The sequence below is a fragment of the Spirosoma pollinicola genome (assembly GCF_002831565.1).
GTDB lineage: Bacteria > Bacteroidota > Bacteroidia > Cytophagales > Spirosomataceae > Spirosoma > Spirosoma pollinicola.
Window position 1 is genome coordinate 6,111,925 of record NZ_CP025096.1, and the last position, 25,875, is coordinate 6,137,799.

Annotated in this window: 19 protein-coding genes; 8 read left to right on the plus strand and 11 right to left on the minus strand. The window is 47.9% G+C overall.

What is annotated here, in order from left to right; translation table 11 throughout:
* The first annotated feature begins 14 nt into the window (after positions 1 to 14).
* The 5 genes from CWM47_RS25615 to CWM47_RS25635 all read left to right on the plus strand — a co-directional run bounded on the left by CWM47_RS25615 (position 15) and on the right by CWM47_RS25635 (position 6,674).
* Positions 15 to 1,451, plus strand: a complete 1,437-nt coding sequence (locus CWM47_RS25615) for a DUF6056 family protein (RefSeq protein ID WP_100991222.1) — start codon at positions 15 to 17, stop codon at positions 1,449 to 1,451.
* Between the two features lie 7 nt (positions 1,452 to 1,458).
* On the plus strand, positions 1,459 to 2,196 hold the full coding sequence (locus tag CWM47_RS25620) for a glycosyltransferase (protein ID WP_100991224.1): 738 nt from the start codon (positions 1,459 to 1,461) through the stop codon (positions 2,194 to 2,196).
* Positions 2,193 to 3,878 carry a hypothetical protein gene (locus CWM47_RS25625; RefSeq protein ID WP_100991226.1) on the plus strand — a complete coding sequence of 562 codons (1,686 nt, stop codon included), beginning with the start codon at positions 2,193 to 2,195 and terminating at the stop codon, positions 3,876 to 3,878. Before CWM47_RS25620 ends, CWM47_RS25625 begins: the two co-directional genes overlap by 4 nt.
* Before the next feature lie 267 nt (positions 3,879 to 4,145).
* Positions 4,146 to 5,120 (plus strand): glycosyltransferase, encoded by a 975-nt coding sequence (locus CWM47_RS25630; RefSeq protein ID WP_100991228.1) that lies wholly within the window; start codon positions 4,146 to 4,148, stop codon positions 5,118 to 5,120.
* 21 nt (positions 5,121 to 5,141) lie between these two features.
* The gene (locus tag CWM47_RS25635; protein ID WP_100991230.1) at positions 5,142 to 6,674 is read left to right on the plus strand and encodes an MBOAT family O-acyltransferase; all 1,533 of its coding nucleotides are present in this window, start codon (positions 5,142 to 5,144) and stop codon (positions 6,672 to 6,674) included.
* A gap of 18 nt (positions 6,675 to 6,692) precedes the next feature.
* Here the strand turns inward: CWM47_RS25635 and CWM47_RS25640 are convergent, their stop codons facing one another.
* The 5 genes from CWM47_RS25640 to prmC form a co-directional block, all read right to left on the minus strand.
* The gene (locus CWM47_RS25640) at positions 6,693 to 7,388 is read right to left on the minus strand and encodes a nucleotidyl transferase AbiEii/AbiGii toxin family protein (RefSeq protein WP_100991232.1); all 696 of its coding nucleotides are present in this window, start codon (positions 7,386 to 7,388) and stop codon (positions 6,693 to 6,695) included.
* Positions 7,385 to 7,951, minus strand: coding sequence for a hypothetical protein (locus tag CWM47_RS25645; protein WP_240625474.1), 567 nt, complete (start codon positions 7,949 to 7,951; stop codon positions 7,385 to 7,387). Before CWM47_RS25645 ends, CWM47_RS25640 begins: the two co-directional genes overlap by 4 nt.
* 124 nt (positions 7,952 to 8,075) lie before the next feature.
* On the minus strand, positions 8,076 to 8,585 hold the full coding sequence (msrB, locus tag CWM47_RS25650) for a peptide-methionine (R)-S-oxide reductase MsrB (RefSeq protein ID WP_100991234.1): 510 nt from the start codon (positions 8,583 to 8,585) through the stop codon (positions 8,076 to 8,078).
* Positions 8,586 to 8,648: 63 nt separating this feature from the next.
* A complete protein-coding gene (locus tag CWM47_RS25655) occupies positions 8,649 to 9,626 on the minus strand; it encodes an AAA family ATPase (protein ID WP_100991236.1) in 978 nt (325 codons plus the stop codon).
* Positions 9,627 to 9,702: 76 nt separating this feature from the next.
* Complete coding sequence (gene prmC, locus CWM47_RS25660) at positions 9,703 to 10,551, minus strand: peptide chain release factor N(5)-glutamine methyltransferase (protein ID WP_100991238.1); 849 nt, start codon at positions 10,549 to 10,551, stop codon at positions 9,703 to 9,705.
* A 136-nt stretch (positions 10,552 to 10,687) separates the two neighbouring features.
* Between prmC and ribD the strand changes: the two genes are divergently transcribed.
* Complete coding sequence (gene ribD / locus CWM47_RS25665; RefSeq protein WP_100991240.1) at positions 10,688 to 11,734, plus strand: bifunctional diaminohydroxyphosphoribosylaminopyrimidine deaminase/5-amino-6-(5-phosphoribosylamino)uracil reductase RibD; 1,047 nt, start codon at positions 10,688 to 10,690, stop codon at positions 11,732 to 11,734.
* 56 nt (positions 11,735 to 11,790) lie between these two features.
* Here the strand turns inward: ribD and CWM47_RS25670 are convergent, their stop codons facing one another.
* Positions 11,791 to 12,300, minus strand: coding sequence for a hypothetical protein (locus tag CWM47_RS25670; RefSeq protein ID WP_100991242.1), 510 nt, complete (start codon positions 12,298 to 12,300; stop codon positions 11,791 to 11,793).
* 14 nt (positions 12,301 to 12,314) lie between these two features.
* Entirely contained in the window at positions 12,315 to 15,269 is a 2,955-nt protein-coding gene (locus tag CWM47_RS25675) for a TonB-dependent receptor (protein WP_240625475.1), read from the minus strand.
* A 591-nt stretch (positions 15,270 to 15,860) separates the two neighbouring features.
* Here CWM47_RS25675 and CWM47_RS25680 point away from each other — a divergent pair.
* The gene (locus CWM47_RS25680; RefSeq protein WP_100991246.1) at positions 15,861 to 17,294 is read left to right on the plus strand and encodes a tetratricopeptide repeat protein; all 1,434 of its coding nucleotides are present in this window, start codon (positions 15,861 to 15,863) and stop codon (positions 17,292 to 17,294) included.
* Between the two features lie 11 nt (positions 17,295 to 17,305).
* On the opposite strand, the gene nagA is transcribed toward CWM47_RS25680, so the two are convergent.
* Positions 17,306 to 18,505, minus strand: a complete 1,200-nt coding sequence (gene nagA / locus CWM47_RS25685; protein ID WP_100991248.1) for an N-acetylglucosamine-6-phosphate deacetylase — start codon at positions 18,503 to 18,505, stop codon at positions 17,306 to 17,308.
* Positions 18,506 to 18,612: 107 nt separating this feature from the next.
* Here nagA and CWM47_RS25690 point away from each other — a divergent pair, with 107 nt between their 5' ends.
* Positions 18,613 to 19,866, plus strand: coding sequence for a 3-phosphoshikimate 1-carboxyvinyltransferase (locus CWM47_RS25690; protein WP_100991250.1), 1,254 nt, complete (start codon positions 18,613 to 18,615; stop codon positions 19,864 to 19,866).
* Between the two features lie 172 nt (positions 19,867 to 20,038).
* Here CWM47_RS25690 and CWM47_RS25695 read toward each other — a convergent pair whose 3' ends face one another.
* The 3 genes from CWM47_RS25695 to CWM47_RS25705 all read right to left on the minus strand — a co-directional run bounded on the left by CWM47_RS25695 (position 20,039) and on the right by CWM47_RS25705 (position 25,798).
* Positions 20,039 to 21,451 carry a sensor histidine kinase gene (locus CWM47_RS25695; RefSeq protein ID WP_100991252.1) on the minus strand — a complete coding sequence of 471 codons (1,413 nt, stop codon included), beginning with the start codon at positions 21,449 to 21,451 and terminating at the stop codon, positions 20,039 to 20,041.
* 95 nt (positions 21,452 to 21,546) lie between these two features.
* Complete coding sequence (locus CWM47_RS25700; RefSeq protein WP_179945465.1) at positions 21,547 to 22,224, minus strand: response regulator; 678 nt, start codon at positions 22,222 to 22,224, stop codon at positions 21,547 to 21,549.
* 475 nt (positions 22,225 to 22,699) lie between these two features.
* Positions 22,700 to 25,798, minus strand: a complete 3,099-nt coding sequence (locus tag CWM47_RS25705) for an efflux RND transporter permease subunit (protein WP_100991254.1) — start codon at positions 25,796 to 25,798, stop codon at positions 22,700 to 22,702.
* Positions 25,799 to 25,875 lie beyond the last annotated feature (77 nt).

Consider the following 25,875-nt stretch of genomic DNA (forward strand, 5'->3'; position numbering starts at 1 on the left):
TGTTCAACTTTTGCATGAAACATCCGCTTATTGATCGGTTGGCGACCGTAACCGTAGTTCTCTTGTTTTTGCTGGCTTATCTGCCGTTAGTATTGCTTTCGTTTCATAATCACCCCTCGGCTGCCGACGATTATTGCTTTGCTGATACGGCTACGCGCTATGGGTTCTGGCAGGGACAGAAATACTATTATGATGGATGGACAGGGCGCTATTTTTCCAATATGCTGGTTCACGCGAGTCCGCTGGTGTGGGGCTGGTATGATGGGTATCGCTTTATTCCGGCTCTTGTAGCTACTGCTCTTGTGGGCTCTATTTATGCACTGGTCAACGAAATATTGCGCAGTGAATCGCTGAAAAACCGGCTCCTAGCAACAGGATTGGTGTTTTTTATGATCGTGATGGCGCTTCAAAGCACTGTCGAAGCGTTTTTCTGGACGGCTGCCATTGCTACCTATACCGTCCCCACTATTCTGACCATTTATTTGGTGGCTGTATTAATTCGATGGTACCGTTTACCAAATAGTCTGCTTAAAGGGCTGACGGCCGTATGGGCGAGTTTTCTGGTATTTGCCACGATTGGTTCCGGCGAAACGAATCTGATCTTGTTGATTTTGTTGCTCTTCACCATCGTGGGATACCGATTGGTCTTTCTTCGCCGTTTTGATCCGTTGCTGGTCGGGCTGGTTGTCGTGGCGTTGATATCGGCCTGGTTGCTATTTCGGGCACCGGGCAATGCCATTCGTATGGGCAGCAATCAGGCGAAGGCTGGCGAATTGGTCAAGTCTGTGGGATTCTCATTTGGCTGGCTGGCCCGGTCGATAGGCGAGTGGCTGCTAAAAACACCAATAATACCTTTTTCGCTGTTGTTTATTCCCGTCGCCCGTCGCCTGGTACGGCACGGTAGCCCTGTTCGGGAATTGTTCCTGCTGCCAGCCGGCTTGTTAACAGTCATTTATCTGGGCTTACTGGCCGGCACAATTTTTCCGTCCTATTATGGCCTGGGCATACCACCGTTTGCCCGCACCATGAACATCCTGTTCGTGTTCTTTGTCCTGGGCTGGTTTTATGTGCTGACCGTCTGGGTAGGCTGGCTGGAACGGCGGGGCCGCAGCCTGACGCTTGTGCAGAAGTGGCCCGCCCCCGTATGGTTGTTTACAGGTGTTTGGCTAATTGGAAGCCTGCTCGCCAGCACGTCCATTAAGCAAATGGGTACTGATTTGCTGACCGGGAATGCATCTACCTACGACCACGAAATGACAGAACGACATCAGCAACTATTAACAAAAGCAGATACCGTCCGTTTACGGCCAATCAGCGTGTATCCGCCCAGTTTGTTTGTAGAAGATATTAAGTCCGAGCGCAATCATTGGTGGAACCGCTGTCAATCAGGGTACTACGGTCATAAAGCGCTCGTTCTGGACTCTACCCTCACCGCCACCGTCAACCCATAAAGGCCGAATGTCGATTGTTTGCATCATTATTCCCTGTTACAATGAGGCTACGCGGCTCCCGGTCGATGTGTTTCTGGCCTATGTACAGCAAAGTACGAACGTTAATTTTTGCTTTGTAGATGATGGTAGTACCGATGGTACCCGTGCCCTATTGGAAACAATGCAGCGCCAATACCCAAACCGTGTAGAGGCCTTACTACTGGCACAAAATCAGGGTAAAGCCGGAGCTGTACGTGCCGGTATGTTACATTGTGCCAACAAGTCATTCGACTATTTGGGGTTTCTGGATGCAGATTTAGCCACACCACTCACGGCCATTGCCGATTTAACGGCTGTGTTGGACACTAATAGCGCCCTTGATCTGGTTATGGGGTCACGCATCAAATTTCTGGGCGTTGATATTCGACGTGATCCGTTTCGGCACTATGTGGGCCGGGTGATTGCCACAATCATCAGCAACATTCTGAAGTTACCCGTTTACGATTCGCAGTGTGGCGCCAAGCTGTTTCGGCGCAACACGGTTGTGAGTCTGTTTCAGGAAGCCTTTATTAGCCCGTGGTTATTCGATGTAGAATTATTGGCCCGGTTAACCCAAAAACACGGCCGGCCAAGCGTACTGGAGCACGTTGCCGAGTATCCACTTCGGCAATGGATTGAGCAAAGTGATTCGCGTATTAGTTCAAGCTACGTTTTTAGAATGTGGTACGAACTATACCGGATTCAACGAAAATATAGAAACGTATGACCCGCCTATATCGCCTATTGGCGTTTCCTCCCGTAACGAGGGCTTTGTTGCTGTTGCCCATTGCGGGATTCTTTCTGTATTTCTTTACGATACGCTTCAACATACCGTGGTTCGATGAGTACGAAAATATTCCGTACTTTCTGGACCGGTTTCTGAATGCACCTTCTTTTGGCGAGCGCATCGGCGCATTGATCAGACCCAATAACGAGCACCGGGTTGTTTATGCTCGTCTGGTTGTACTGGCTCAATATTACCTGACGGGCAGATTGAATTTCGGTCAGCTCATGCTCTGGGGAAATATGGCCCTGGTGCTCATCTTTTTTCTTCTGTACCGGGCCTTGCGCGATCAGGAGGGTAATTCGAAAAAAGCACTCATTGGTATGTTGCCGGTACCGTTGCTACTGTTTGTGGCTCAAAATTATCTGCTGACGTTCACGGCGATTTATACACTTCAATACCTGGCGATCATTGGGTTGGTCATGCTTACATTTTTTGTTCTCGCCACCAATAAGCCGCTTAATTTGGGTATAGCTCTGGCATTGGGCTTACTCAGTACATTTAGCATGGGCAATGGCATGCTGTTGTGGCCTGCCGGAGCCGGTATGTTAATTCTCCAGCGTCGATGGCTTGCGCTGGCTATATGGCTGGCGGTAGGTGGTCTTGGTGGATATCTCTACTTCTTGGGCTATCCGGTGCAGCAGGGCAATGCAGAAGGGTTTGCCTATGTAATTGCTCATCCTGTTCAAACACTGTTCGGCTTCCTGGTTTTTGCCGGTAGCGTATTTGATTTCTTCCCCACGCTCCTTGCCGAAAAGCGGGTTCATTTACCATTTATCGCGGGTCTGATTCTCGTTGGCGGCCTTGCTTACTGGATCATTAAGAGTCTGTTTCAGTCAAAAAAAAATACCTCTTTCTTTGATGCCTTCATTCTGGGTATCGTCCTTTTTTTGCTGGCCAACATCGCTCTGATTGCGGTCTTCAGGATTCGGTTTTATTTCGGAATGGTTTTGCATAGTTCTTATCGAACGTATGCGATGGTGCTGTGGGCAACTGCCTGCGTTTTGTTCTATAGCCGATTACCGGAGAACAAACGGGTACGTATCTGGCCAGTCATATGGGGAATCTTCGTTGTCGTTAACGTGGTGACTTATATAACGTATGTGCCGATGGCTGTTGAACGGAGAAAGTACTTACAGGGTATGGCCTACAATCAGGTGCATAGTCAGGTTGGTCTTGGCGGGAGCCGTGACACCGAACTGGCCCGATATATCTCGAATCTAACGTCTATGATGCATAATCGCGGCTGGTATAGCCTGCCTGTTCCAACGATAACGCCCGATGAGAAAAAGATGGAGAATCCTGTTCAGGCGTCTCCGCTAAAAATACCGCTGCACGTCGACCAGCAGACTGATTATGTGGTTGTCAGCAGTGATGATCCTACCTATAAGCCGGGTTTGAATGAAGGAACATACATGGTTATGAAGTCAGACCGCCATACGTATGTGATGTTTGCAACCCCAAACCGGCCCATAGGGTATTTCCCCTGGCGAATGGCGCCCGGCTTCTCAACGGGGATCCCTAAACTGATGGTTGTACCCGGTCATTACCAGCTTGGCTTGTTTCGAACATACCCGGACCACAGCGACCTGCAATTCGCGAATCAGTTTGTTGATGTAGAATAAATAGCCGGTTTCTACTACTTAAATTGGCTTACTTAGGCTATACGATAAGGCATTGGTCGGTTTTAGGCCGAAAAGATTTACTTTTGCCAAGTCTGCTATTGACCCTAATCAAACTGTTTTGCCGAAACAACAGATTTTTGGTATCGCTTCACGGTATAATGACCCGGAATCATTCCCGCATCTTTTTGCCCGCCCGAATGCCCTGGTGAGCAATTCGTTGCTAATTACTGAAGCAGACCAATCTATTACTCATTGTCAACACTCCTAATGGCATTAGATAACACCTTCACCGCCTATCCTGATCGAATCAATATTGTCATTCCTTTATTCAACGACTGGCAGGCGCTGGGGCTATTACTGGAACGAATTCGGGACGTAAACGAACCGGCTCTTACCAGCCGGTTGTCCTTTTTAATCGTTGATGATTGTTCGTCAACGGACTACGATACGTTGCCCAACGGTATTGGACAGTCACTGTCGGTGCTACGATTGTTTCGGAATGTTGGCCACCAGAAAGCTATTGCCCTCGGTTTATCGTATCTGGCTTCGCTACCCGATCAATATCCCACTATTGTGATGGACTCCGATGGGGAAGACAGGCCTGAAGATATCCCGAAGCTGCTGGAAAAAGGGGCGGCAAATCCTGGAAATGTTGTGTTTGCCCATCGGGCGAAACGGCACGAAAGTGTCACATTTCGCTTGTTCTACGAAGTGTACAAAACCGTATTTCGATTATTGACAGGCAAGGTCATTACGTTTGGCAACTTCAGCCTGATTCCGGCCAGACAGCTTCGTAAACTGGCCTATGTTTCTGAAATCTGGAACAATTACCCTGGTGGCGTTATTCGGTCAAAGTTACCTTATACGGCGGTCCCGTTAGAGCGTGGTCGTCGGCTGGCTGGCGAATCGAAAATGAACTTTGTATCGCTGGTGCTGCACGGCCTTAGTGCGGTATCAGTACTTATGGATACCACGGCCGTTCGGCTAGCTCTATTTTGCGTTATGATGGTGGTGGCATCGGTCTTTGGTATTGGAGTCGTCGTTTTCCTGCGTCTGTGTACCGACACCGCCGTGCCGGGATGGGCCAGTTACTTAGTATTCTCATTTCTGATCGTTATCCTTCAGGCTTTCCTCATTTCGCTCTTGCTGGTATTTATGGTGTTGTCCTACCGAACGCAACCCCAATTTATTCCGGCGCGGCAGTTCCAGGATTTCGTAGAAAAGGTCGAGAAAGTATATTAAAACTTACCGACTCACCAACCAATGCTCTTTAATTCTCTTCAATTTTTACTGTTCTTTATTGTTGTTACGCTTAGCTACTTCAGCCTGAAGTGGCAGGGGCGCTGGATACTGCTGTTGATAGCTAGCTGCTACTTCTACATGGTGTTCCAGCCTGCGTATATTGTCATACTCTTCCTCACCATTGTCATTGATTACATTGCCGGTATCTGGATTGAGAAATCGACCGGAAAAACCCGGAGGTGGCTGCTGATTCTGTCCCTTATTTCAAATCTCGGTATCCTGGCCTTTTTCAAGTATCTGGGCTTCTTTACCGAAAATCTGTCTTTTCTGTTTGAGAAACTAAGCATGCCCGGCCTTGCCGATAGTGTTACGGAACTGGTGAACCGCATATTCGTAAAAGTGCTGCATGTGTTCGGGCAAAGCGGTATTTCGTCCTACAAAGACAACATGAGTATTCTGCCCATTGGCCTGTCGTTCCATACATTTCAGGCCATGAGTTATACCATTGAGGTGTATCGGGGCAACCAGAAAGCCGAGAAGCATTTCGGTATCTACGCGCTTTATGTCATGTTCTACCCGCAGTTGGTGGCCGGGCCAATTGAGCGACCCCAAAATGTACTCTGGCAGTTCCACGACTACTTTAAGTACGATAAAGAGAATGTGAAAGCGGGCCTGATGCAAATGGCGTTCGGCTTGTTCAAGAAACTCGTTATTGCCGACCGCCTTGCCATGCTCGTCGATCATGCGTATGCTGCTCCGGATCAACAAAATGGCTTGACGCTACTGGCTGCCACATTTTTCTATACGTTTCAGATTTACTGCGATTTTTCGGGCTACTCTGACGTAGCTATTGGTGCCTCGCGGGTGATGGGCTTCACGCTCATGGAGAACTTCCGAACGCCCTACATTGCCCAGTCAATTTCGGAATTCTGGCGACGCTGGCATATTTCGCTCTCAACCTGGTTTCGCGATTACCTGTACATCCCGCTTGGCGGCAACCGGAAAGGAGAGATCCGGCAATACCTGAACATGCTTATCGTGTTTCTGGCCAGCGGCCTATGGCACGGGCCAAACTGGACATATGTAATTTGGGGTGGACTAAACGGTCTTTACCAGATACTGGCTGTTTTGCGGGATAAATTGATGTCAAAAATGGGCTTTTCCAGTACTCCGCCGAGCTTGGTAACATCGCCGGTTCACGACCGGGAAAGCAGAAAGTCGCCCGTGCGGGTAGTGGTAAACACGCTCATTACGTTTATACTGATTATGCTGACGTGGGTGTTCTTTCGCGCCCGCAGCCTAAGCGACGCCTTCCTGATTTTGAAACGCATCCCAACGTTATCGATAAGCGACCACATCGACAGCCCAATGAACACGACCGAGATGTGGTTCAGTATTTTCCTGATTGTGTTTCTTCTACTCAAAGAGCAGTTTTACCTCACCATTCCGACGCGCAACACGGTTCGATTCGCTACGTTGTTTGTTCTGATCACATTCGTGACCTACCTGTTCGGCGTCTTCTCCTCCAATCAATTCATTTATTTTCAGTTCTGATAAAATGACTTTTAGCCGCTATTGATTTATTAAATTTTGCCATATTTTGAGAATTCGCTCTGTTCTCTGACTAGCTGTACTACGTTCTAATTGAGCATAAATGTATTCGTAGAGGCTTGATTTTGAGAGCAATGTATTTATTTCTGCTTGTACATACGAACGCATAGGTTCTGTACTCTCCATAATTTCGTTGAATAGCTTCTGTCGATTATCGAAAAGATAAATGATGTCTTCAAAATCGGAATTCATTCGCGGGTCACGCCCATGTCTGAATGAGTTAAAGGCTTCGATTTTTGTAGCAATAAAGTACGGAGCAGAAAAAATTCGTATAGATTGTCGTTCATCAATTTGATAAATAATGGCCTCCTTAACTCCGTCTTTGTACCAACGGTTCGTGAAGCCGAGCACACCGGAATCGGTAGGCATTACGTCTACGAGTAAGCCATGGATTTTGTATCTACAGATTACACCAGATTCATAATCATTTGTAAATCCCAATTGTCGTAACCGATCCTCAATCTGGCTACTAAACTCTCGATATGTGGCTACTTCAATAACTACATCTATATCATCGGTTGGTCTAGGTTCCGCAGCTGCTGAATCATCAGCATGAAGACTGATTGTTGCACCGCCCACGAAGACGACCTTCTCGTTAAGTTCCGCCAAGGCAGCAGCTACCGCTCGGATACGAACTAAGTTGGTGTGATGATTCATTCGTTTACTCTTATTCGTTTAGTGAGTTCTTCCACTGCCAGCTTTACCTCTCTGGATTTACCAACGCGTATGGCATCTATCAACGCCAGCATTTCATATAGGAAAGGATCATTTTCGACCGCTTTTACAACAGTTGGGTATAGAGGGTCGATCGCTTGCCCTCGAACAGTGCCATCCGCATTGGGCCATACATAGGGTTCGTTGGATTGAACAAGTTCACATAATGGTTTAGCAGAATGAGCTGTAGGAGTTCCTCTAACTAATGAACCTGGTTGTTGAGGAAATACATACTTTAAGCCATACTGCAAAAAATCAAGAAGGGCGCTAGCCATTACCCTTTTTCTAGTTGGATCATACAAGCCAGCAAACACCGACCTCGCCAACGATTCTGTTACCTCAGAGGGGCTAATGCCTAAATCAAGGGCAATATTTTTTTGCAGCAAAGGCATCATTATATCCACCATGCTGTCGAGTGAGCATTTATGCATTAAGCGTTGCCTATCTGCATCAATTTTCAGCAAAATTAGTATATCCTGTGGCCGCATGCCGCTATGTTTTTTCATGATTTGCAATTCGCGAATTGCGAATTTTTATAAATGTAGAAAATAAGAGAAGAATATAAAAACACTAAATTCACTCTTACAGACCGTATGTCGCTGGGTACGAAGATGAAAGGTAATGAACGAATTACTTGCCTTCGGCAAACGATAACGCTACCCCATTCATACAGTACCGCAAACCAGTGGGGTCGGGGCCATCGTTGAAAACATGGCCCAAGTGTGCGTCACAAACCGAACACCGAACTTCGGTTCGATTTCCATCGGGCTCATCATACACGGCATTGGACGTAATAGGGGCATAGAAGCTAGGCCAGCCTGTGTGAGAATCAAATTTGGTGCCGGACATGAATAGCGGACTATGGCAGCATACACAACTATAAATTCCCGGACGCGGCTCGTGGGTAAGTTCGCTGCTGTTGGGCCATTCGGTACCGCTCTCGCGGGTAATGTTGTACTGAGATCGGGTCAGTAGTTTTTTCCAGTCGGCATCGCTCTTTTCGACCCGCCGATTGCCGGGCGAAGTGGCTCCTGCCGGGCGTTTGTGGGGTGGTTTGGGAGTAGCAATGTACGTACCGTAAACCCACAACCCGCCAATGAGCAGTAGGGCTATTAAAATAAAAAACCTGTTTTGCTGCATATACAATTAGCCGGAAGACTTTCCTATAAAACACAAAACAGGCAGTTTCCCGTTCACCAGAGTTTATCGCCCAATCGCTACTTTTCGCAAAATGGAGTCAATGACCTGTAGGGACGTAACGCCATCGGCTTCGGCTTCGTAATTGAGCATGATGCGGTGGTTGAACACGTCGGGAGCTACTTCTTTAATATCTTCGGGCAGCACATAATCCCGCCGGTCGAAGTAGGCGAGGGCTTTGGCGGCCAGATTCAGGTTGATACTGGCGCGGGGCGATACACCAAACTGAATATATCGGGCTTCATCGCGCAGGTTATATTCCATCGGCCGACGAGTCGCGAAGACCAGCTCAATAATATAGCGCTCGAGTGTTTCGGAAATAGTAACGCCGTTGATTTCGTTGCGAATGGCGACCAGTTCCTCTTTTCCCAACACAGGCTGCACCTCATAGTCGAAGTTCATGTTCGACATTCGACGCATGACGGCCAACTCATCTTCTTTGTTGAGGTAATCCACGAAGACCTTCATCATGAATCGGTCGACCTGGGCTTCGGGAAGCGGATAGGTACCTTCCTGCTCAACCGGGTTCTGTGTCGCCAATACCAAAAAAGGCCGGTCGAGCACAAAGGTTTCTTCGCCGATAGTCACTTGCTTTTCCTGCATCGCTTCCAGAAGGGCCGCCTGTACTTTGGCGGGCGACCGGTTGACTTCATCGGCCAGAATCAGGTTGGCAAAAATAGGCCCCTGTTTCACCTCGAACTCTGCGGTTTTCTGGTTGAAAATCATGGTGCCAATCAAGTCGGCGGGGAGCAGGTCGGGGGTAAACTGAATGCGTTGAAAATCCAGTTCCAATACCTTCGCCAGCGTATTGATCGTCAATGTTTTGGCTAGTCCCGGCACCCCTTCGAGCAAAATATGCCCACCCGTAAACAGGCCAATGAGCAGCCGATTGAGGAGTCGTTCCTGCCCAACCACAACCTGACTCATCTCACTGAATACATCGCGAATTTTAGCATGATACGTGAATGAGGTTGTTGGTTGCATGGGTTGATTAATTAGTTGATGGGTGAAGTGGAGGAGTAGTTGATTTTAATCGGTTTGTTAACCCACTCTGCCACGCTCAAAATGTAATTCGAATACTACGGTCTTTGCCGTGAATGTCTTTATAAACCTGGATATTGGTAAAGCCCCTTTCGGCGAATACTTCACGCGTTGCTTCACCGAAACGCTCGTTTATCTCAACGTAGCAAGCACCGTCTTTGGTGAGGTGACGAACGCAGAAATCGGCTACGGCTTTGTAAAAAACCAACGGATCGTTGTCGTCTACAAAAAGAGCCAGATCAGGTTCGTAATCAATCACATTACGATGCATGTCGGCGGCTTCGGAGCGCGTCACATAAGGCGGATTGCTCACAACACAATCGAAACGCTGATTAAAATCCGCCGGGATGTTTAGAATATCCTGAATCGAAAAGTGAACATCGGCGTGTAGATTCTCTGCATTGTGCCGGGCCAGTGTGAGTGCTTTTTCGGAAACATCCCAGCCCGTAACCACCGACTGGGGCAGGAATCGCGCCATCGTAATGGCAATACAGCCGCTGCCTGTGCCAATATCGAGAATCGGAACATCGTCGACACGGTCGGCAAAGTCATGCATGATGAGCCGGACCAGATCTTCGGTTTCGGGGCGGGGAATCAGCACATCGGGCGACACCTCGAACTCTAAGCCGCAAAAAATCGTCGTGCCAATAACGTGCTGAATGGGTTCCTGGCGGTTTAGTCGCTCCAGAATTTTGAACCAGTCGGGCTCTGTCCGATTGGGTGGGAGCGGCTTATCGGTCAGCACATCCGTTTTTCGCAGTCCGAAATAATGGTCGAGTAGCATGAAGGCCATCTCCCGTGCTTCTTCGGGCTGATAAGCCGTAATGTTTTTACTAAGTCGTTCGTATAGGGGTTTGGCAGTAGCCATTTTGATCGGGACGAGTAATTTTGCCAAAAATAGGGAAGTTTACGGTATTCAGTAGTCGGTTTGTGGTTTTCAGATTGCAATGCATCAAGCAGCCGCCGTCTATTTGTCATGGACTATGAACGGTAGATCACAAATTATGAACCAATTCATGTTGCGGGCGCTCGAACTGGCTGCCTTAGGCCGGGGGCACGTTAGCCCTAATCCAATGGTTGGCTGTGTTATTACGCATCAGTTGGGTGATTCAGAGCCGCGCATTATTGGCGAGGGCTGGCATCAACGATATGGTGAATGGCATGCCGAAGTGAACGCCATTCGCTCCGTTCGACCTGAAGATACGCATTTACTGCCCGAAGCAACGGTTTATGTTACGCTCGAACCCTGTTCGCACTGGGGCAAAACGCCCCCCTGTGCCGATTTACTCATTGAAAATCGGGTTAGGCGGGTTATTTGCTGTAATGATGACCCTAATCCGCTGGTGTCGGGGCAGGGCTTTGACAAATTACGGGCGGCTGGTATTGAGGTAGAAACAGGTGTTATGGCCGAGCTGGGCCGTCAGTTGAATGCTCGTTTTTTTACATTCTTTGAGAAAAAGCGCCCGTATATTATCCTTAAATGGGCCGAAACCGCCGATGGGTTCATTGCGGGTGAACAAGGTAGGCAAGTGAAAATCAGTGGCGATCTGGCGCATCGGCTTGTTCATCGCTGGCGGAGCGAGGAAGACGCCATCATGGTGGGTACTAACACTGCCCGCCTGGATAACCCCCGATTGAACACCCGTTTGTGGCCGGGCAAAAATCCAACCCGTATTGTTGTGGATAATGCCCTTTCACTAGATCAGACATTACATCTTTTCGATGGTTCTCAACCGACAATCGTGTTCCATACTTGTGAGGACGATACCCTTGCAGGGCGCCCAAATGTCATCCACGCATTCACTCATTCGCTCATTCACGCATTGACTACGCTTCACGAGCGTAAGATTCAGTCTATACTGGTTGAGGGTGGAACAAGTCTTATAAATTCATTCCTGCAAGCTGGTCTTTGGGATGAAATGCGCGTGTTCAGAAGTCAAGCGATGCTGGGAGGAGGAATAGCCGCCCCAACCGTGCAGGGTGAGATGATGAGCCGGGAGATGGTGGGATTGGATGAGTTAACTGTATATACTAACAGCCCCGGAAGCTGATCCGGGGCTGTTAAGTAAATAAAATGACATTTGCAGAACGGCCTTAAAAACGACGTCTACTGCGACTGCGCTACGGGTGTAGCATTACCCCCAATGTTGCCACTGGCTACCAACGTTGTACCCGACATGATTTTTACATTGGCGTTGTAGGCACTCAGCTTGTCATAGAAACCGGCTTCACTGATCGTGTAGTATTTGCTTGTTGAGAATGATCCTGTAGCACCACTAATGGCATCGAGCGGTTTAAGGGCTTTTGCGGAACTTTCGGTAGCCTTGCCTTCGTAGATAGAAGACGCGTACGACGTGCCGGTAACCGTATTATACAATCCCATCTCCACTAATGTTACGGTCGAATTATACTTGTAGAAAACGACGCGCCCATACACAGTAGCGCCTGTTGCTGAGGCTAATGTGTATGATTTGAAGGTGGTTACTGTGCCACCGCCGGGAGCCACAGATGTATTTGGCTCATACTTATTTTGCTCACAGGCACTCAGAAAAACGAGCAGAGAAAGGCAAGCGCCTAGTAAGGGAAGTATGTTTCTTGTGTTGAAAAATCGATTCATAGCTGGAATACCAATTAGAAGTTGAACATCACACGGGCATAGTAATAAGCACCATTGGACCCTTGCTGATTGTTGGAGTACAGATAAAAACCCTGGTTTTCTGAACGGAGAATTTGTGGGTACTTATCGAGGATATTACTGCCGCCAATCGACACTTTCACGTTCCGACTCAGGTCATAGCCAAAGCTTAGGTCAAAAACCGCCTGACCAGAGAAGGTCTGATCGTAGAAGTTACCATCGTTATCAGAGGATACAGACCGCTCGGTTACAGAACCAAAATAGGTGCCTCTCAGCATGGCGTTGAACTTGTTGACACGATACGAAACCGAACCGATCAGTTTTGTTCTTGGTGTACCGGTTTCAAACTGACCGATAATGTCACGGCTGAGGTATTTGCCAACGATCTGCTCTGACGTAAGATTAGCTACATTCAGGTCAAGGACTTTGCGATTGAGCACGGTGTTCTTGCTCAAAATAGCGGCCAGTGTGAACGTAAAGCTTTTTCCTTTCTGAAGGTTGAGCGTATAGTTACCAACGGCCTCAAGACCTTTCGAGCGCACATCGGCTCCGTTCACAAAAAATTGGGCTTCACCTTCGCCAATTACCTCACCATAATTGTTACCAACTTCCGCAGCGTTGAAGTAGCTGGTCCGGAAAATCCGGTTGTCAACGTCAATCTGGTAGGCATCCAGTGTTACCTCAAACCCTGGTGCTGGCTGATAGGTAAGGCCAATACCGTAGGTGCGCGACTGCTCCTGTTTCAGCCCTTTGATACCCAGTACCCGAGCGGCTGTGCTGTTGGTTGGGTAAGTTGTTACATCAAGTGGCTGTGGAATGCCGTTTGCATCGGGAACAAAAGCGGTAGCCGTGTGCGTGTAGTTCAACTCCTGTAATGAAGGCGCACGGAATCCCGTAGCGATCGATCCGCGTAACGAGAGTGTTTTTGTTATAGAGTACCGGGCGGCTAGTTTGCCAATCGTTACGCCACCAAAATCAGAGTAGTTTTCCAGTCGGAAGGCACCGGCTATCAGGAATTTCCGGGTCAGTTCCAGTTCGGCATCCAGGTAAGCGGCCATTGTCGTTCTGAATTCATTCCGCTCGTTTTTAGGACCAAAACCTGCGAAACACTGGCAATTGGAGGATAGCGACTTAACCGTTACCTGCTGGCCAGCTTCTACGGCTAATGGGTTTCCGTTAGCATCAACAATGGGAATGCTGGCGGCATCTTCCAGTGGCTTTCCGTTTGGACCTACCAGAAGTCCGTCTTTTCCGACGGAGACGATACCTGCTGTGCCGTAGGCGTAACTTTCTTCCTGTCCTTTCATTATTTTGTAATTCTCAATGCGCATTTCTGCGCCAAAGGCGATATTCAACCCATTCATCACCCCTTTAAAATACCGGGACATATCAAGGTTAGTCGAGTTCTGAGAGAACTGGTGGGTTCCAAGATTCATGTTCACCGGCGAATTGGAGCCTAAAGAAGCATTGATCGTGTTAACCATACCAAGTCGCATCGTGTTACGGCCGAATGTGTTGCTGAAGTCAACACTAAACTCGCCGATCTTGCTTTTAAGGCCAATGGTGTTCGACACGTCAGAGGTGTTGGATGTCATCTGAGGGCGGAAGCCGTTTGGATAGAGCAGGTAATTGAAACGGTCGGTCTGGGCGGGCCGCCGGAAGTAGCATGAGAAACCTTCCAGATATTTGTAGGAAGCACCACCAAAACTGTAGATGGTTGTGGTGGGGTTTATTTCATACCCTGCGTTGTAAAACGTGCTGCCAAGCGTGATGGCGGGCATACCGGCATACACGGCGAAGTCGGCTTTTGTAAGGCCACGAGCGCTCATCAACCCAGTCTCTGTCGTTAGGGCGGAAATCTGCGACGTATTCCCGGAAGCCTGTGCATTAATCAGTTCTGGATTGGTAATTACCGGATTACCGGCTTTGTCGGTTCTTAAATTATTGAGGTAAGTTTTGTCGAAAAATCCCCAGTCATTGACAAACGGACGTAAGGTTGGACGCCGTTGCGTAATTTGACCAGACATATTAAAATACCCTTTGTCGCCAATTTTGAAACCATAGTTGGCGTCGAACTGGTAGTTAAAGCCGTCAGGTTTGCCTGATTTTGTCAGAGCTCCGGCCTGGCCACCCGTATTGGCATACCCGCCACCGGTCAGGTTGGCCGTTAATTTGTTGGTGCCTTTTTTGAGAATGATGTTAACCACACCCGCAACGGCGTCGGAACCATACTGAGCAGCCGCCCCATCGCGCAGGATTTCGACCCGGTCGATTGCCGAAACCGGAATCGTCATCAGATCGACCGTCGTCGACGGACTACCTACCGCTGTCTCGGTAATGAGCAGCGCAGATGTATGCCGCCGTTTCCCGTTTACCAGAACCAGAATCTGGTTGGGAGCCATGTTCCGTAGCTGAACCGGATCGACGTGGGAGTTCAAATCACCGCCCTGCGACCGAACGGCGTTGAAACTTGGGGCCACAAAAGCAAGCATCTGAGCCAGATCAAGCTGCGGTAGTTCGCCCATTATGTCCTTAATGGAAATAACGTCGACAGGAACCGGTGTTTCCAGAATGGTCCGTCCGGTATTGCGTGAGCCTGTTACAATCAATTCTGTCAATTGCGTAGCATCTTCATCCATTGAGATGTTGAATGTGGTCTCATTGCCTACTTTAATTTCTTTTGATTTAAAGCCGATGAAGCTGAAAACTAGTACGTCATTTGGTGTTGCTTCCAGGGAAAATTTACCCTCTCCATCCGTAATGGCACCTTTACGGCTGTTACCCTTCACTAATACATTGACCCCCTGAACTATTTCGGAGTTAACGCTGGAGACTACTTTACCTGTAATCCGCTTGCTTTGGGCTAAAGCGGTGTTTGAGTACATAGCCACCATAATAAATAGGGTGACTATGACAGGTGCGATGGTATGCTTTTGTAATTTTCTTTTCATGGTTAGTATGAAAATTTAGTTAAACAATTCACTATCGGATTAGAGAGGAAGCCGGACTGGTTTAGGTAAAGTGCAGTGAGCATGAATCAACATAATTTGGGCAATGAAATACCATAGGTCGATTTTTCGATCTCTGTGGGTTACTAAAATATATGCTTAAACGCTTGCTGTAATCAGTTCGGACATGACCGGTTAACTGATTACACGCTTCCTGAACAGGTGACTCTCTAATGAATTGTTCGTGCGCACGAAGTGAGAGTCATTACTTTTGCTGTACTTGGTCAAATATGCAAATTATAATTTTGTATTAAAACAAAATTAAAGAATATAATGCGTTATTATTAGATAAATGAAATATATAATACAATTTGACCTATTTTTTGGGATTTTTTTGAAAAGTTCTTAGTGCCTGATTTACAGTATGTTCGTGTTTAGTATCTGTGAATTTAGGCTGGTCTTTTATCCGTTTTCTCAAATGGACCTTTTGCTAACTATTTATGTATCCATATCGTGTAATCCATATTAATCTATTAATATCGGTCCGCCCATTTTTTTAGGCTAATCCTCTCTCCTGCAAAACATTACAGTTATATGAAGTACCTTTTTTATCCTCTTTTGCTACTTAATTTTATCCGTTATCCAGCCGCTCAGGCACAAAGCGCTCGTACTGCTCTTGAAGCCCAGCATTTTATTAAATTGGGAAATACGTTACGCATGGTCGACCGGCCACAGCAGGCAATTGATCTATTGTTGAGAGCCCTTCCCGGCGTGCAGTCTAAAGACCCATATATGGAAGCAGTAGCGTATGAAAACCTGGGCTACGCGTATAATGATCAGGAGAATAGCCAAACGGCATTAACTTATTTCTACAAAGCGCATAAGCTTTATAAGCAACTGAATTATGGTGCCAGCGAAGCGGCCATGCGCCAGTTAATTGGGGAAGTATCCGGTAAAGAATTGTATGCAGGAATTGATGTTGGCGCATCGGGAGTCAAGCTGGCTATTTTTCGAACCCGGTACGAAAATGGATTTTATAGTAAGGATGTGAAAGTAAAGCCTAATGCCCCTAATGTGACACTTGTATCAGGAACGGCGCAGTCATTTCAGGCTGGACAAGAGGTCATGAAAGCCTATCTGGACTCGATTCGACGCTATAAGGTAGCCGCCGACCATATTTATGTGGCGTTTAGCAGTGGTGTTAATGAGGCATTAGGAAAAACACCTGCCAAAAAAAAGAAACTTTATGAACTGTTTTCGTCGCTCATCACCAACGGCATGCCCGGAAGTGACAGTCTGGTAATCGACTCCACTCTTACGGCAGCCCGCGAAGCAGAACTGTTTATGATTGGCTCAATTCCACAAAGGCTATGGACGTCAGCCTCGTGCATCGATATAGGAAGCGGCAATACCAAAGGAGGCTATTATGACAGTGGCCGTCGGTTTCATTCTGTTAGTCTGCCATTTGGCACCAAAACGCTGGCCAGTTTGATCGACAATAATAAGTCGTTGTCAATAGATGCATATAAAGAAGCCGCCAAACGATCAATCAAAATGATTGCCGATTCGGCGGTTAACGTTGAGTTTAATACGGCCAGCCCTGGTCTCCATCAACGAAAAACCGTTGCGTTGGGTGGTGGAATCGCCTGGGCAATGGCGTCGTACCTGCACCCGGAACGAGCCGGAACGACCGCCGTTTCCCTGACATTGGCTGATGCTGAGCGGTTTGCGCGCTTAGCGTTGACAGACTATCAGGCCTTGATTCACCCTGACTTGTCGGAAATTAATGAACCGGCAGTACGAAAAAAAGCAGAAGCTGACCTGAACAACGTCCAGAATCAGTTCAACGAAAAACAATTGATCGCCGGCGCTTTACTGATCGAGTCTGTCTTCCGGGCCTACGCGAATACATCCATTCCCAAGCGATTCGTGTTTATCCGGGATTCGGATATTAGTTGGGTGACGGGTAGATTCCTGGAAATACTCAATCAGAATTATGCGCAGGCAATTGCCAGCGATGCACGTTAGGTGTCAGGGCTTTATGCCAACTGGTTACCCGATGCCCAGACGCCTTTCACATTCATGCCTTTATCGAGCCGGACCAGATTCGCTACGTAATCTGGCTGAATCCTGCCCAACTGATCGCCCATACCAATGATTTCGGCCGGAATAACCGAAGCCATTCGGAGCGCATTGGTGAGGGGTATACCTGCCTGCTCGACCGCAATTTTAACGCAGTCGATCAGCGTAATGGCCGATCCCGCCAGGTTGCCCTCGTTGTTAACGTATCGACCCGGACCCTCCAGTCCGGGACCCTCCAGTCCGGAACCCCCTAGATCTGGCTCAAAATGCACGATAAATTGGCCCAATTCGAAGGTAGGCCGTGGTGGATTGGCAAAGAGGGCATCTGAAATCAGAAACAAACGCTCGCCCAGTAGTCGATAGGCAATGCGAATGGTTGTTGGATTGCAGTGGTAACTATCGGCAATGATACTGGCCCGAACGTTCGGATGGTCAAATACGGCACCCACCACGCCCGGTTCCCGGCTCTCGAACCCACGCATGGCGTTATACAGGTGAGTTGCCAGCGGAAATCCATCATCGAACGCCATTGTGGCCTGTTTGTAGGTCGCGTTGCTATGGCCGAGCGATAAGAGCGTACTGGTGTGTTTGAGTTTTTTAAGTGTGCTGAGTTGTTCGGGAGTCAGGATTTCGGGAGCCAGCGTCAGAATTCGAATAACATCGGAATTGGTACTAAACAGGGTTTCCAACTCGCCTTCGGCTGGGGGGCGAACGTAGGCCATGCTGTGCGCTCCCCGTTTTATGGGATTGAAATACGGTCCTTCGATATGAATACCCGGCACCCCAAACGGGTTTTCGGCCCGGACAACCTGAACAGCCGCCATCGACTGCTGCATAATGTCGAGCGAGGTTGAATGGATGGTTGGGAGTAGGGTAGTGGTGCCGTTTCGGGCGTGGGAGTCATAAATGTGCCGAACTGTTTCGGGAACTGGCTGATCGTTTAAAAATAAAGTTGAGCCACCATACAGTTGTAAATCGATAAGCCCCGGAATAAGATAATCACCGTTGAGATCAATGATCGTCTCACTCTTATCATCGGCAGGGGATGTACTCGCCTGGTTGATTTCATGGATACGGCCGTTAGCAATTCGAACAGATGCGCCGGGTAACCAATCGGTTCCGGTAAATAAATGAGCGTTTATGAACGTATAAGTCATACTAGTTAGTCCTGAATTCGCTTTGGTAATCTAAATAATGGCCGGAATGTAGTCGATTTTTCGTTTTTTTGCGAACTATTTCGTTTCAGTACCAACCTGTTTATCTCTTGAACGCCGTTCGTTTAATCCCCCCTTCTGCATTAACGCATTCAGTCCAGGCCACGATTCCGTTGGCTTCGTCGAAAAGTGAAAGTAATCGTGCGTTAATCATCGACGCCCTCACCGGCTTTCGCTGCGACTTGCAAAACCTCTCGACCGCCCGTGATACACAGACGATGATTCGGCTGTTAAAATCAACTGACAACATTGCCGATGTGTTGGATGCGGGAACGACGATGCGTTTCCTGACGGCCTACTTTAGCATTACAGGTCAGAAAAAAACAATGACAGGCACGCCCCGTATGTGCGAACGACCCATTGGTATTCTGGTCGATGCCTTACGAGTGCTGGGTGCTGATATCACCTACCTGAAACAAGCGGGTTATCCACCCTTGCAAATAAACGGTTTCGCTCCTGCAACAGAATCTACGAATCGACTCAGTATTCGTGGTGATGTGAGTAGTCAATACATTTCGGCGCTGGTTATGATTGCTCCTTTGTTGCCAAGCGGGTTAACGCTGGAGTTGACGGGAGCTATTGGCTCGCAGCCGTACATTGACATGACGCTCGAACAAATGCGCTATTTTGGTGCCGAGGTTCAGGCCGATTGGGAAGCTAAAACCATTACCGTAGCGCCTGAGGCTTACACGCCAAAACCCTACGCTATCGAGTCCGACTGGTCGGGGGCGAGTTACTGGTATAGTGTAGCGGCTTTAGCTACAGACCAAACTGCCGAAATTAACTTGTTGGGACTCAAGGCCAAATCATTACAGGGCGACAGTGCCATTGTCGATATCATGCGGTCGTTGGGTGTGGAGAGCACGTTTACCGAGTCGGGTGTTCAATTGACCAAATGTCCGACTGCCGAAACGCTTGCCTGGGACTTCACCGATTGCCCTGATCTGGCCCAGACGGTAGCCGTTTGTGCAGCCGTTAAAGGAGTAGTTTTACGGCTAACGGGTATCGAAAGTTTAAAAATTAAGGAAACCGATCGTGTAGCCGCTTTGCAGGCCGAATTGCAAAAGATTGGCGCCGAGTTGGTAGAGATCGAGCCAAATCATTTGTATGAAGTTCACCAGTTAGCGATAACGCCATCCGCCCCGGCAACCATCGATACGTATGACGATCACCGCATGGCCATGGCGTTTGCACCCGTAGCCATGAGGCACGAAATCATTATCGACGAACCCGGGGTAGTGGCCAAGTCATACCCTTCGTTCTGGGACGATATGGCGCGGGTTGCCACGGTTGAGTTTATGTAGGTCTACCACCCCCAACCCCCTCCTAAAATAGGAGTGGGCTATGCCGAAGGGTATTTCTTTCCTGATTCCTCATATATAAGGAGCGGGTTCGGGCTATGCACAAGAGTACCCCGTTATAAAGCCCCCTCCTGTTTTAGGAGGGGGTTGGGGGTGGTAAAACACGTCAAACCCCCTAGTCTGCAATAACATTCTCGCCAGTTTTTTGCGAGGACTTCGAATTAGACGGCGGGGTATACGTTGTGGGAAGAGTGATACGAAAAGTAGTCCCTTTGCCAACTTCGGACTCTACCTGAATTTGACCCTGATGTAACTCAATAATGCGTCGCGTCAGAGCTAGACCAATGCCGTGCCCGTTAATAGTCATGGTAGAGTCTGAGCGATAAAAAGGCTCGAAAATGTGCGGGAGGTCATGGGGTGGAATGCCGTACCCCTGATCGCTGAAGGTAAGCTTTAACTGCCCACGCTCAAATAAAATCCGTACCGACATACGTTCATCCGGTGAATATTTACAGCCATTTTCCATCAGGTTCTGAAAAGCAGTCTGCAGTAGGGATTCCTCGCCCACAATCACCAATTCCTCTTCATGAACAGGCAAATTGTCGAAGTCGATATCTATCTGATAATTAGGTTTTTTAATAACAATGTGACTTTGAGCCAGCCACAATAGTTCATCTATACGAACAGGTTGATAGTTAAGCGTTACAACGTCAGAATTGGCGCGGGCTAATTCAAGCAGACCGTTCACCAGCCGAATCATACTTTTAACTTCGTCGAGCAGCGCATCAAATGCGACCTCATACTCCTCGGCAGTACGCGCCTGTAAACGGGTCACCTCGATCTGACCCATCATTACCGTTAGCGGAGTGCGCAATTCGTGCGACGCGTGCGACACAAAGCTTTTTTGTAACACGAATGCCTCTTCGAGCCGGATCAGAAGGTCGTTGAAGGTGCGGGCCAGGTCGGCCAGTTCATCGCGCTGGCGGCCAACCCGTAATCGCTCATGGATATTGGTGGCCGAAATGGCGTTTACCTGTGTAATCAATTCGGCAACGGGCCTAAGCGCATCTGTAGCAAATAAATAGCCTGCTATCCCTACAATGACAAGGCTTAGTAACCAACCCGAAAACAGAATTTCACGAAGCCTGTCAAGCTTCGACAGTCCATACCGATCATTGCCGGATGCAACAATAATGACGGGCTCCTTTCTAATATTCAGGTGGATGACGGCTATCGCTTCGAGGTCGCCAAGGCGAATATATTGCGGCTGCCGGGTTTGTGTAACTTTACGAAGAAAGGCTGTCGTTATCGGAAAGCGAGGCTGCTTACTATCCTGGTTGTATAAAACCACGCCCTGTCCATTATAAATAGTGACCTGCTCACTAGTCATAACGGGCAAATCATCTCTGGGGATTTCTCCTACATCTTCACGAAGACGAACAGTAGTAACAGCTTTTTCCTGGAGCCGTTGGCGAAATTCCTGCTCTCTGAACTGGTCATATAAATAATAAACCGAAACAGTAAAAAGCAGCACAATCGAAGCGACCAGCAGCACAAATAATAATGTTAGACGAGTGCGGATATTCATTGTTTAAAAAAAATAGGCGCTGGTAACGAGAATGGCTGACGCAAACTATATAGTATACATCAGCCATTCTAATCACTAACTCCTGATAAAAGTACCTATTCTTCTTTCAGCATGTACCCCATTCCAATCACCGTATGAATTAATTTGGTAGGGAAATCTTTGTCAATTTTCTTTCTAAGGAAATTGACATAAACATCAATTACGTTGGTACCTGTATCGAAATGAATATCCCAAACTTTTTCGGCAATATCGACTCGCGACACGACCCGCCCCCGATTACGCATTAAGTAATCAAGCAAACCGAATTCTTTTGCCGTAAGCTCAATTCGTTTGTCACCACGACGGGCAATTTTTTCATTTAGATCCAACTCCAAATCGGCAACTTTCAAAACATTTGCCTGCATACCGGCGTCGCTGCTTCGTTTTGTCAGCGCTCGTAAACGAGCCATTAATTCCCGAAACTCGAAAGGTTTCACTAAATAGTCATCCGCTCCGGCTTCAAAGCCGGTCAGTTTATCATCTACCGACCCCATAGCCGTCAACATTAGAACGGGCGTACGGTTTTTTTCCTGTCGAATGGACTGGACGACATCAAAGCCGTTCATTTTTGGTAGATTGATATCCAGCACAATCACGTCATATAGATTATTGAGGGCCATATTGCGCCCAACCTGCCCATCATAGGCTACATCTACTTCACACGACTGCTCCTCCAGCCCCTTCTTAACGAAAGAGGCCAATTTGGGCTCGTCTTCTACTACCAGAATCTTCATATCGGCAACATACATAGCTATCGGCTGATTTAAAAACGGCAGAATAAAATTATTATTTAATGTATATCCACAGCCTGCAAAAAGTGCCTTATTTTATATAAGCGAACGTCTTCCCGGTTGAGTCCATAAAACTCGTTCGGGCATCTTAAAAGGGATTGAAAATAGTATTAAAAGGTAGTTAAATTAATGTCAATACAGGGTGATAGAATACAAAAAAGCCGCTCCGAATATCGGGGCGGCTTTCCGCTTCTATCCACACCATTTCAAGACTGACGACCAGGCGGCCGCCGAGTCTTGATGTTCAACCTTCCCTTTGTAAAGGATTGTTATGCTAAAAGTAAGCAATTTCTTTTTACACACGAAACGTATAGCCGTTTTTATGTGTAAGACAGTGCAAATGTTGCAACATCTTTTTAAAAAAACGCAAAAACTCAGTTAAAATTATCAAGCGTACCAAAAAGTAGGCGTTACCCGTTTAATTATCGCTGAATTTGTGTTTATAAAAGACGTAGAAAATAAGCGGGAAAACAAACAGGGTTAATAAAGTTGCTGTGATGAGTCCGCCAATAACAACGATGGCTAATGGCTTGGCTGTTTCAGATCCGATTCCATGCGACACCGCTGCCGGAATAAGACCAATGCCAGCCATCATAGCGGTCATAACAACCGGTCGTATACGTGAGATGACGCCTTCCCGGATGGCATCATTCAAGGGGACACCATTGCGTAAGTTTTTCTTGAAAACAGAGATTAGAATTACTCCGTTTTGAATGCAAATCCCAAAAAGTGCAATGAAGCCAATGCCTGCCGATATGCTGAAGTTAACGTGTGTAATGAGTAATGCCGCAATACCACCAATGATGGCAAAAGGCACGTTGAAAAGCACCAGCCCAGCGTCTTTTACATTGCCGAACAACACGAACAGAATAAAAAAGATAGCCAGCAAACTAATAGGGACAACCTGTGCCAACCGAGCCGTTGCCCGCTGCTGGTTCTCGAAATCGCCCGCCCACTTGGCTGTATAACCCGCCGGAAGTTTAACATGTGCCTGTACTTTTTGCTGGGCTTCGGTAACGGCGCTACCCATGTCGCGGCCCCGTACAGAAAACTTAACAGCTCCGTACCGCTGCCCTGCCTCCCGGAAAATCAATACCGGACCGGTTTGCGTATAGACGCTGGCAATTTCTTTGATGGGTATCATGCTGCCATTTTCGGTGGGCACCATCAACTGGCTAATTTGTAACTCGCTCGAACGGAAGGGACGATCATAGCGAATACGCAGATCGAATTTACGCTCGCCCTCATAAATCTGAGTGGCCCCTTTACCACCAATGGCCATCTCAATAACCGCTTCGGCTTCTGCTTTGTTGACGCCATACAAGGCCAGCTTATGCTCATCCAGTTCAATCCGCATTTCGGGTTGGCCTGTAGTACGGATCACGCCCAGATCTTCGATACCCTGCACCGTAGCCAACTGATTTCTGATCTCATTGGCCTTTGTTTCCAGAATACCCTGGTCCGGCCCATAAATCTTAACGGCAATAGACCCTTTTACCCCTGATACGGCCTCTTCCACGTTGTCCATGATGGGTTGTGAGAAACCAAAATTTACACCCGGAAAAACGCTGAGTTTCGATTGCATCTGTTCAATCAGCTCCTCTTTGCTAAGCCCGCTTTTCCAGTCATCCTGTGGGTATATATCCACCAGAAATTCGATGTTGTAAAAGCCGGTTGGGTCGGTGCCGTCATTGGGTCGGCCGGTTTGTGAAATTACGCCTTTAACTTCGGGGAACTGCTCGAAAATATGTCGCATCTGCACGGTTTGCTTCACCGATTCGGGCAACGAAATGCTCATGGGCATCGTGGCCCGTACATAAATAGACCCTTCGTTCAGTTCGGGGAGAAACTCGGTACCCAGCAACGAAAAACCCGATAAGCCCACCACCACCAGCACGCCCGTCAGAATAATGCTGATTCGTTTGTGGGTAAATGTGAAGTTAAATAACCAGGTCGAGAACTTCGTCACGACGTTAACGAACGGGTTGTGTTTCTCGCGAACGTTCTTTTTGAGTAAAATACTCGCCAGCACCGGCACTAACGTCAGCGTGAAAATCAACGCGCCGAGCAGGGCAAAACCAAGCGTCCAAGCCAAAGGAGAGAACATCTTGCCTTCCACTTTCTGAAAGGAGAAAATAGGGATCAGACAGGTAATGATGATGGCTTTGGAGAAGAAAATCGCCTTGCCCATCTCCGTACCAGTTCGGCGAATAATGCCCATTTTAGCCAGCCGATTGAACTTCGCCATGCCTTGCTGATGAGCCAGTTCATCGAGAGTAACGAAAATGCCTTCCACCATCACCACGGCACCATCGACAATAATACCGAAGTCAATAGCGCCCATAGACAGCAAATTGGCCGACATACCTTTGAGTCTAAGGCAGATAAAGGCAAACAGTAACGCGAGCGGTATAACAATGGATACCGTTACAGTTGTGCGCCAGTCGGCCATGAACAGAAACACAATTACCGTGACGAAGATGATCCCCTCAATCAGGTTGTGGGTAACGGTGTGCGTGGCAAAATTGATGAGCGTTTCCCGGTTGTAAAAGGTGTTGATCTCAACGTCGCTGGGAAGAATGCTGGTATTCAGTTCGTTGATCTTGTCTTTTACCCGCTCAATAACTTCGCTCGGGTTTTCACCTTTACGCATGACCACAATACACTCGACCACATCGTCCTGTTTGTTGCGACCTGCCTGCCCGAGTTTGGGTAAGGCCGACTCCGAAACCTGGGCTACGTTTTGTACCGTAATGGGCGTCCCTTTGATATTCTTGACAATAATATTCTGAATATCCTGCTGATTTTTGATCAGGCCAATACCCCGTACAACGTAGGCTTCAGAGTTTTTTTCGATTACATCACCCCCCACATTGACGTTCGCATTGGCAACGGCCTGATAGAGCTGCAAGGGGGTAATGTTATAATCCATGAGTCGGCGAGGATCTACCGAAATCTCGTAGGTTTTAACCTCACCCCCAAAGCTGACCACATCGGCAACACCCGGTACACTCTTCAACTGGCGGTCTATCACCCAATCCTGTATGGTTTTGAGTTCGCGGGCAGTACGCGTTGGCGATTGCAGCGTGTACCGGAAAATTTCGCCCGTTGGGCCATACGGCGGCTGAACGTCGGGCTTGATTCCTTCGGGTAACTCGACCCCATTGAGCAGGTTGTTTACCTGCTGGCGGGCAAAGGTGTCGTCGACTCCATCATCGAATAGAATCTTGACAACCGATAGCCCAAACAGGGATGTTGACCGGATGTCTGTTCGTTTCTGGACCGAATTCAGGCCAATCTCGATGGGGATCGTTACAAACTTTTCGACCTCCTCTGCCGAACGGCCCGGCCATTGCGTGATAAGGGTTATCTGGGTGTTGGTAACGTCGGGAAATGCTTCGATTGGGGTGTTCTGATAGCTGATAACACCCGCAACGACAGATAGAGCTGTCAGGAAAAAAATGAAAAATTTATTCTTCAGCGAGAAGGATAGAATACTCTTTATGAATTTGTTCATACCGACTACGGCGCACGAATTTTATGTCAGCAAAAGTGATGGTGCGAACTTAAATTGGTCTTAACCTGCGGTTAAAA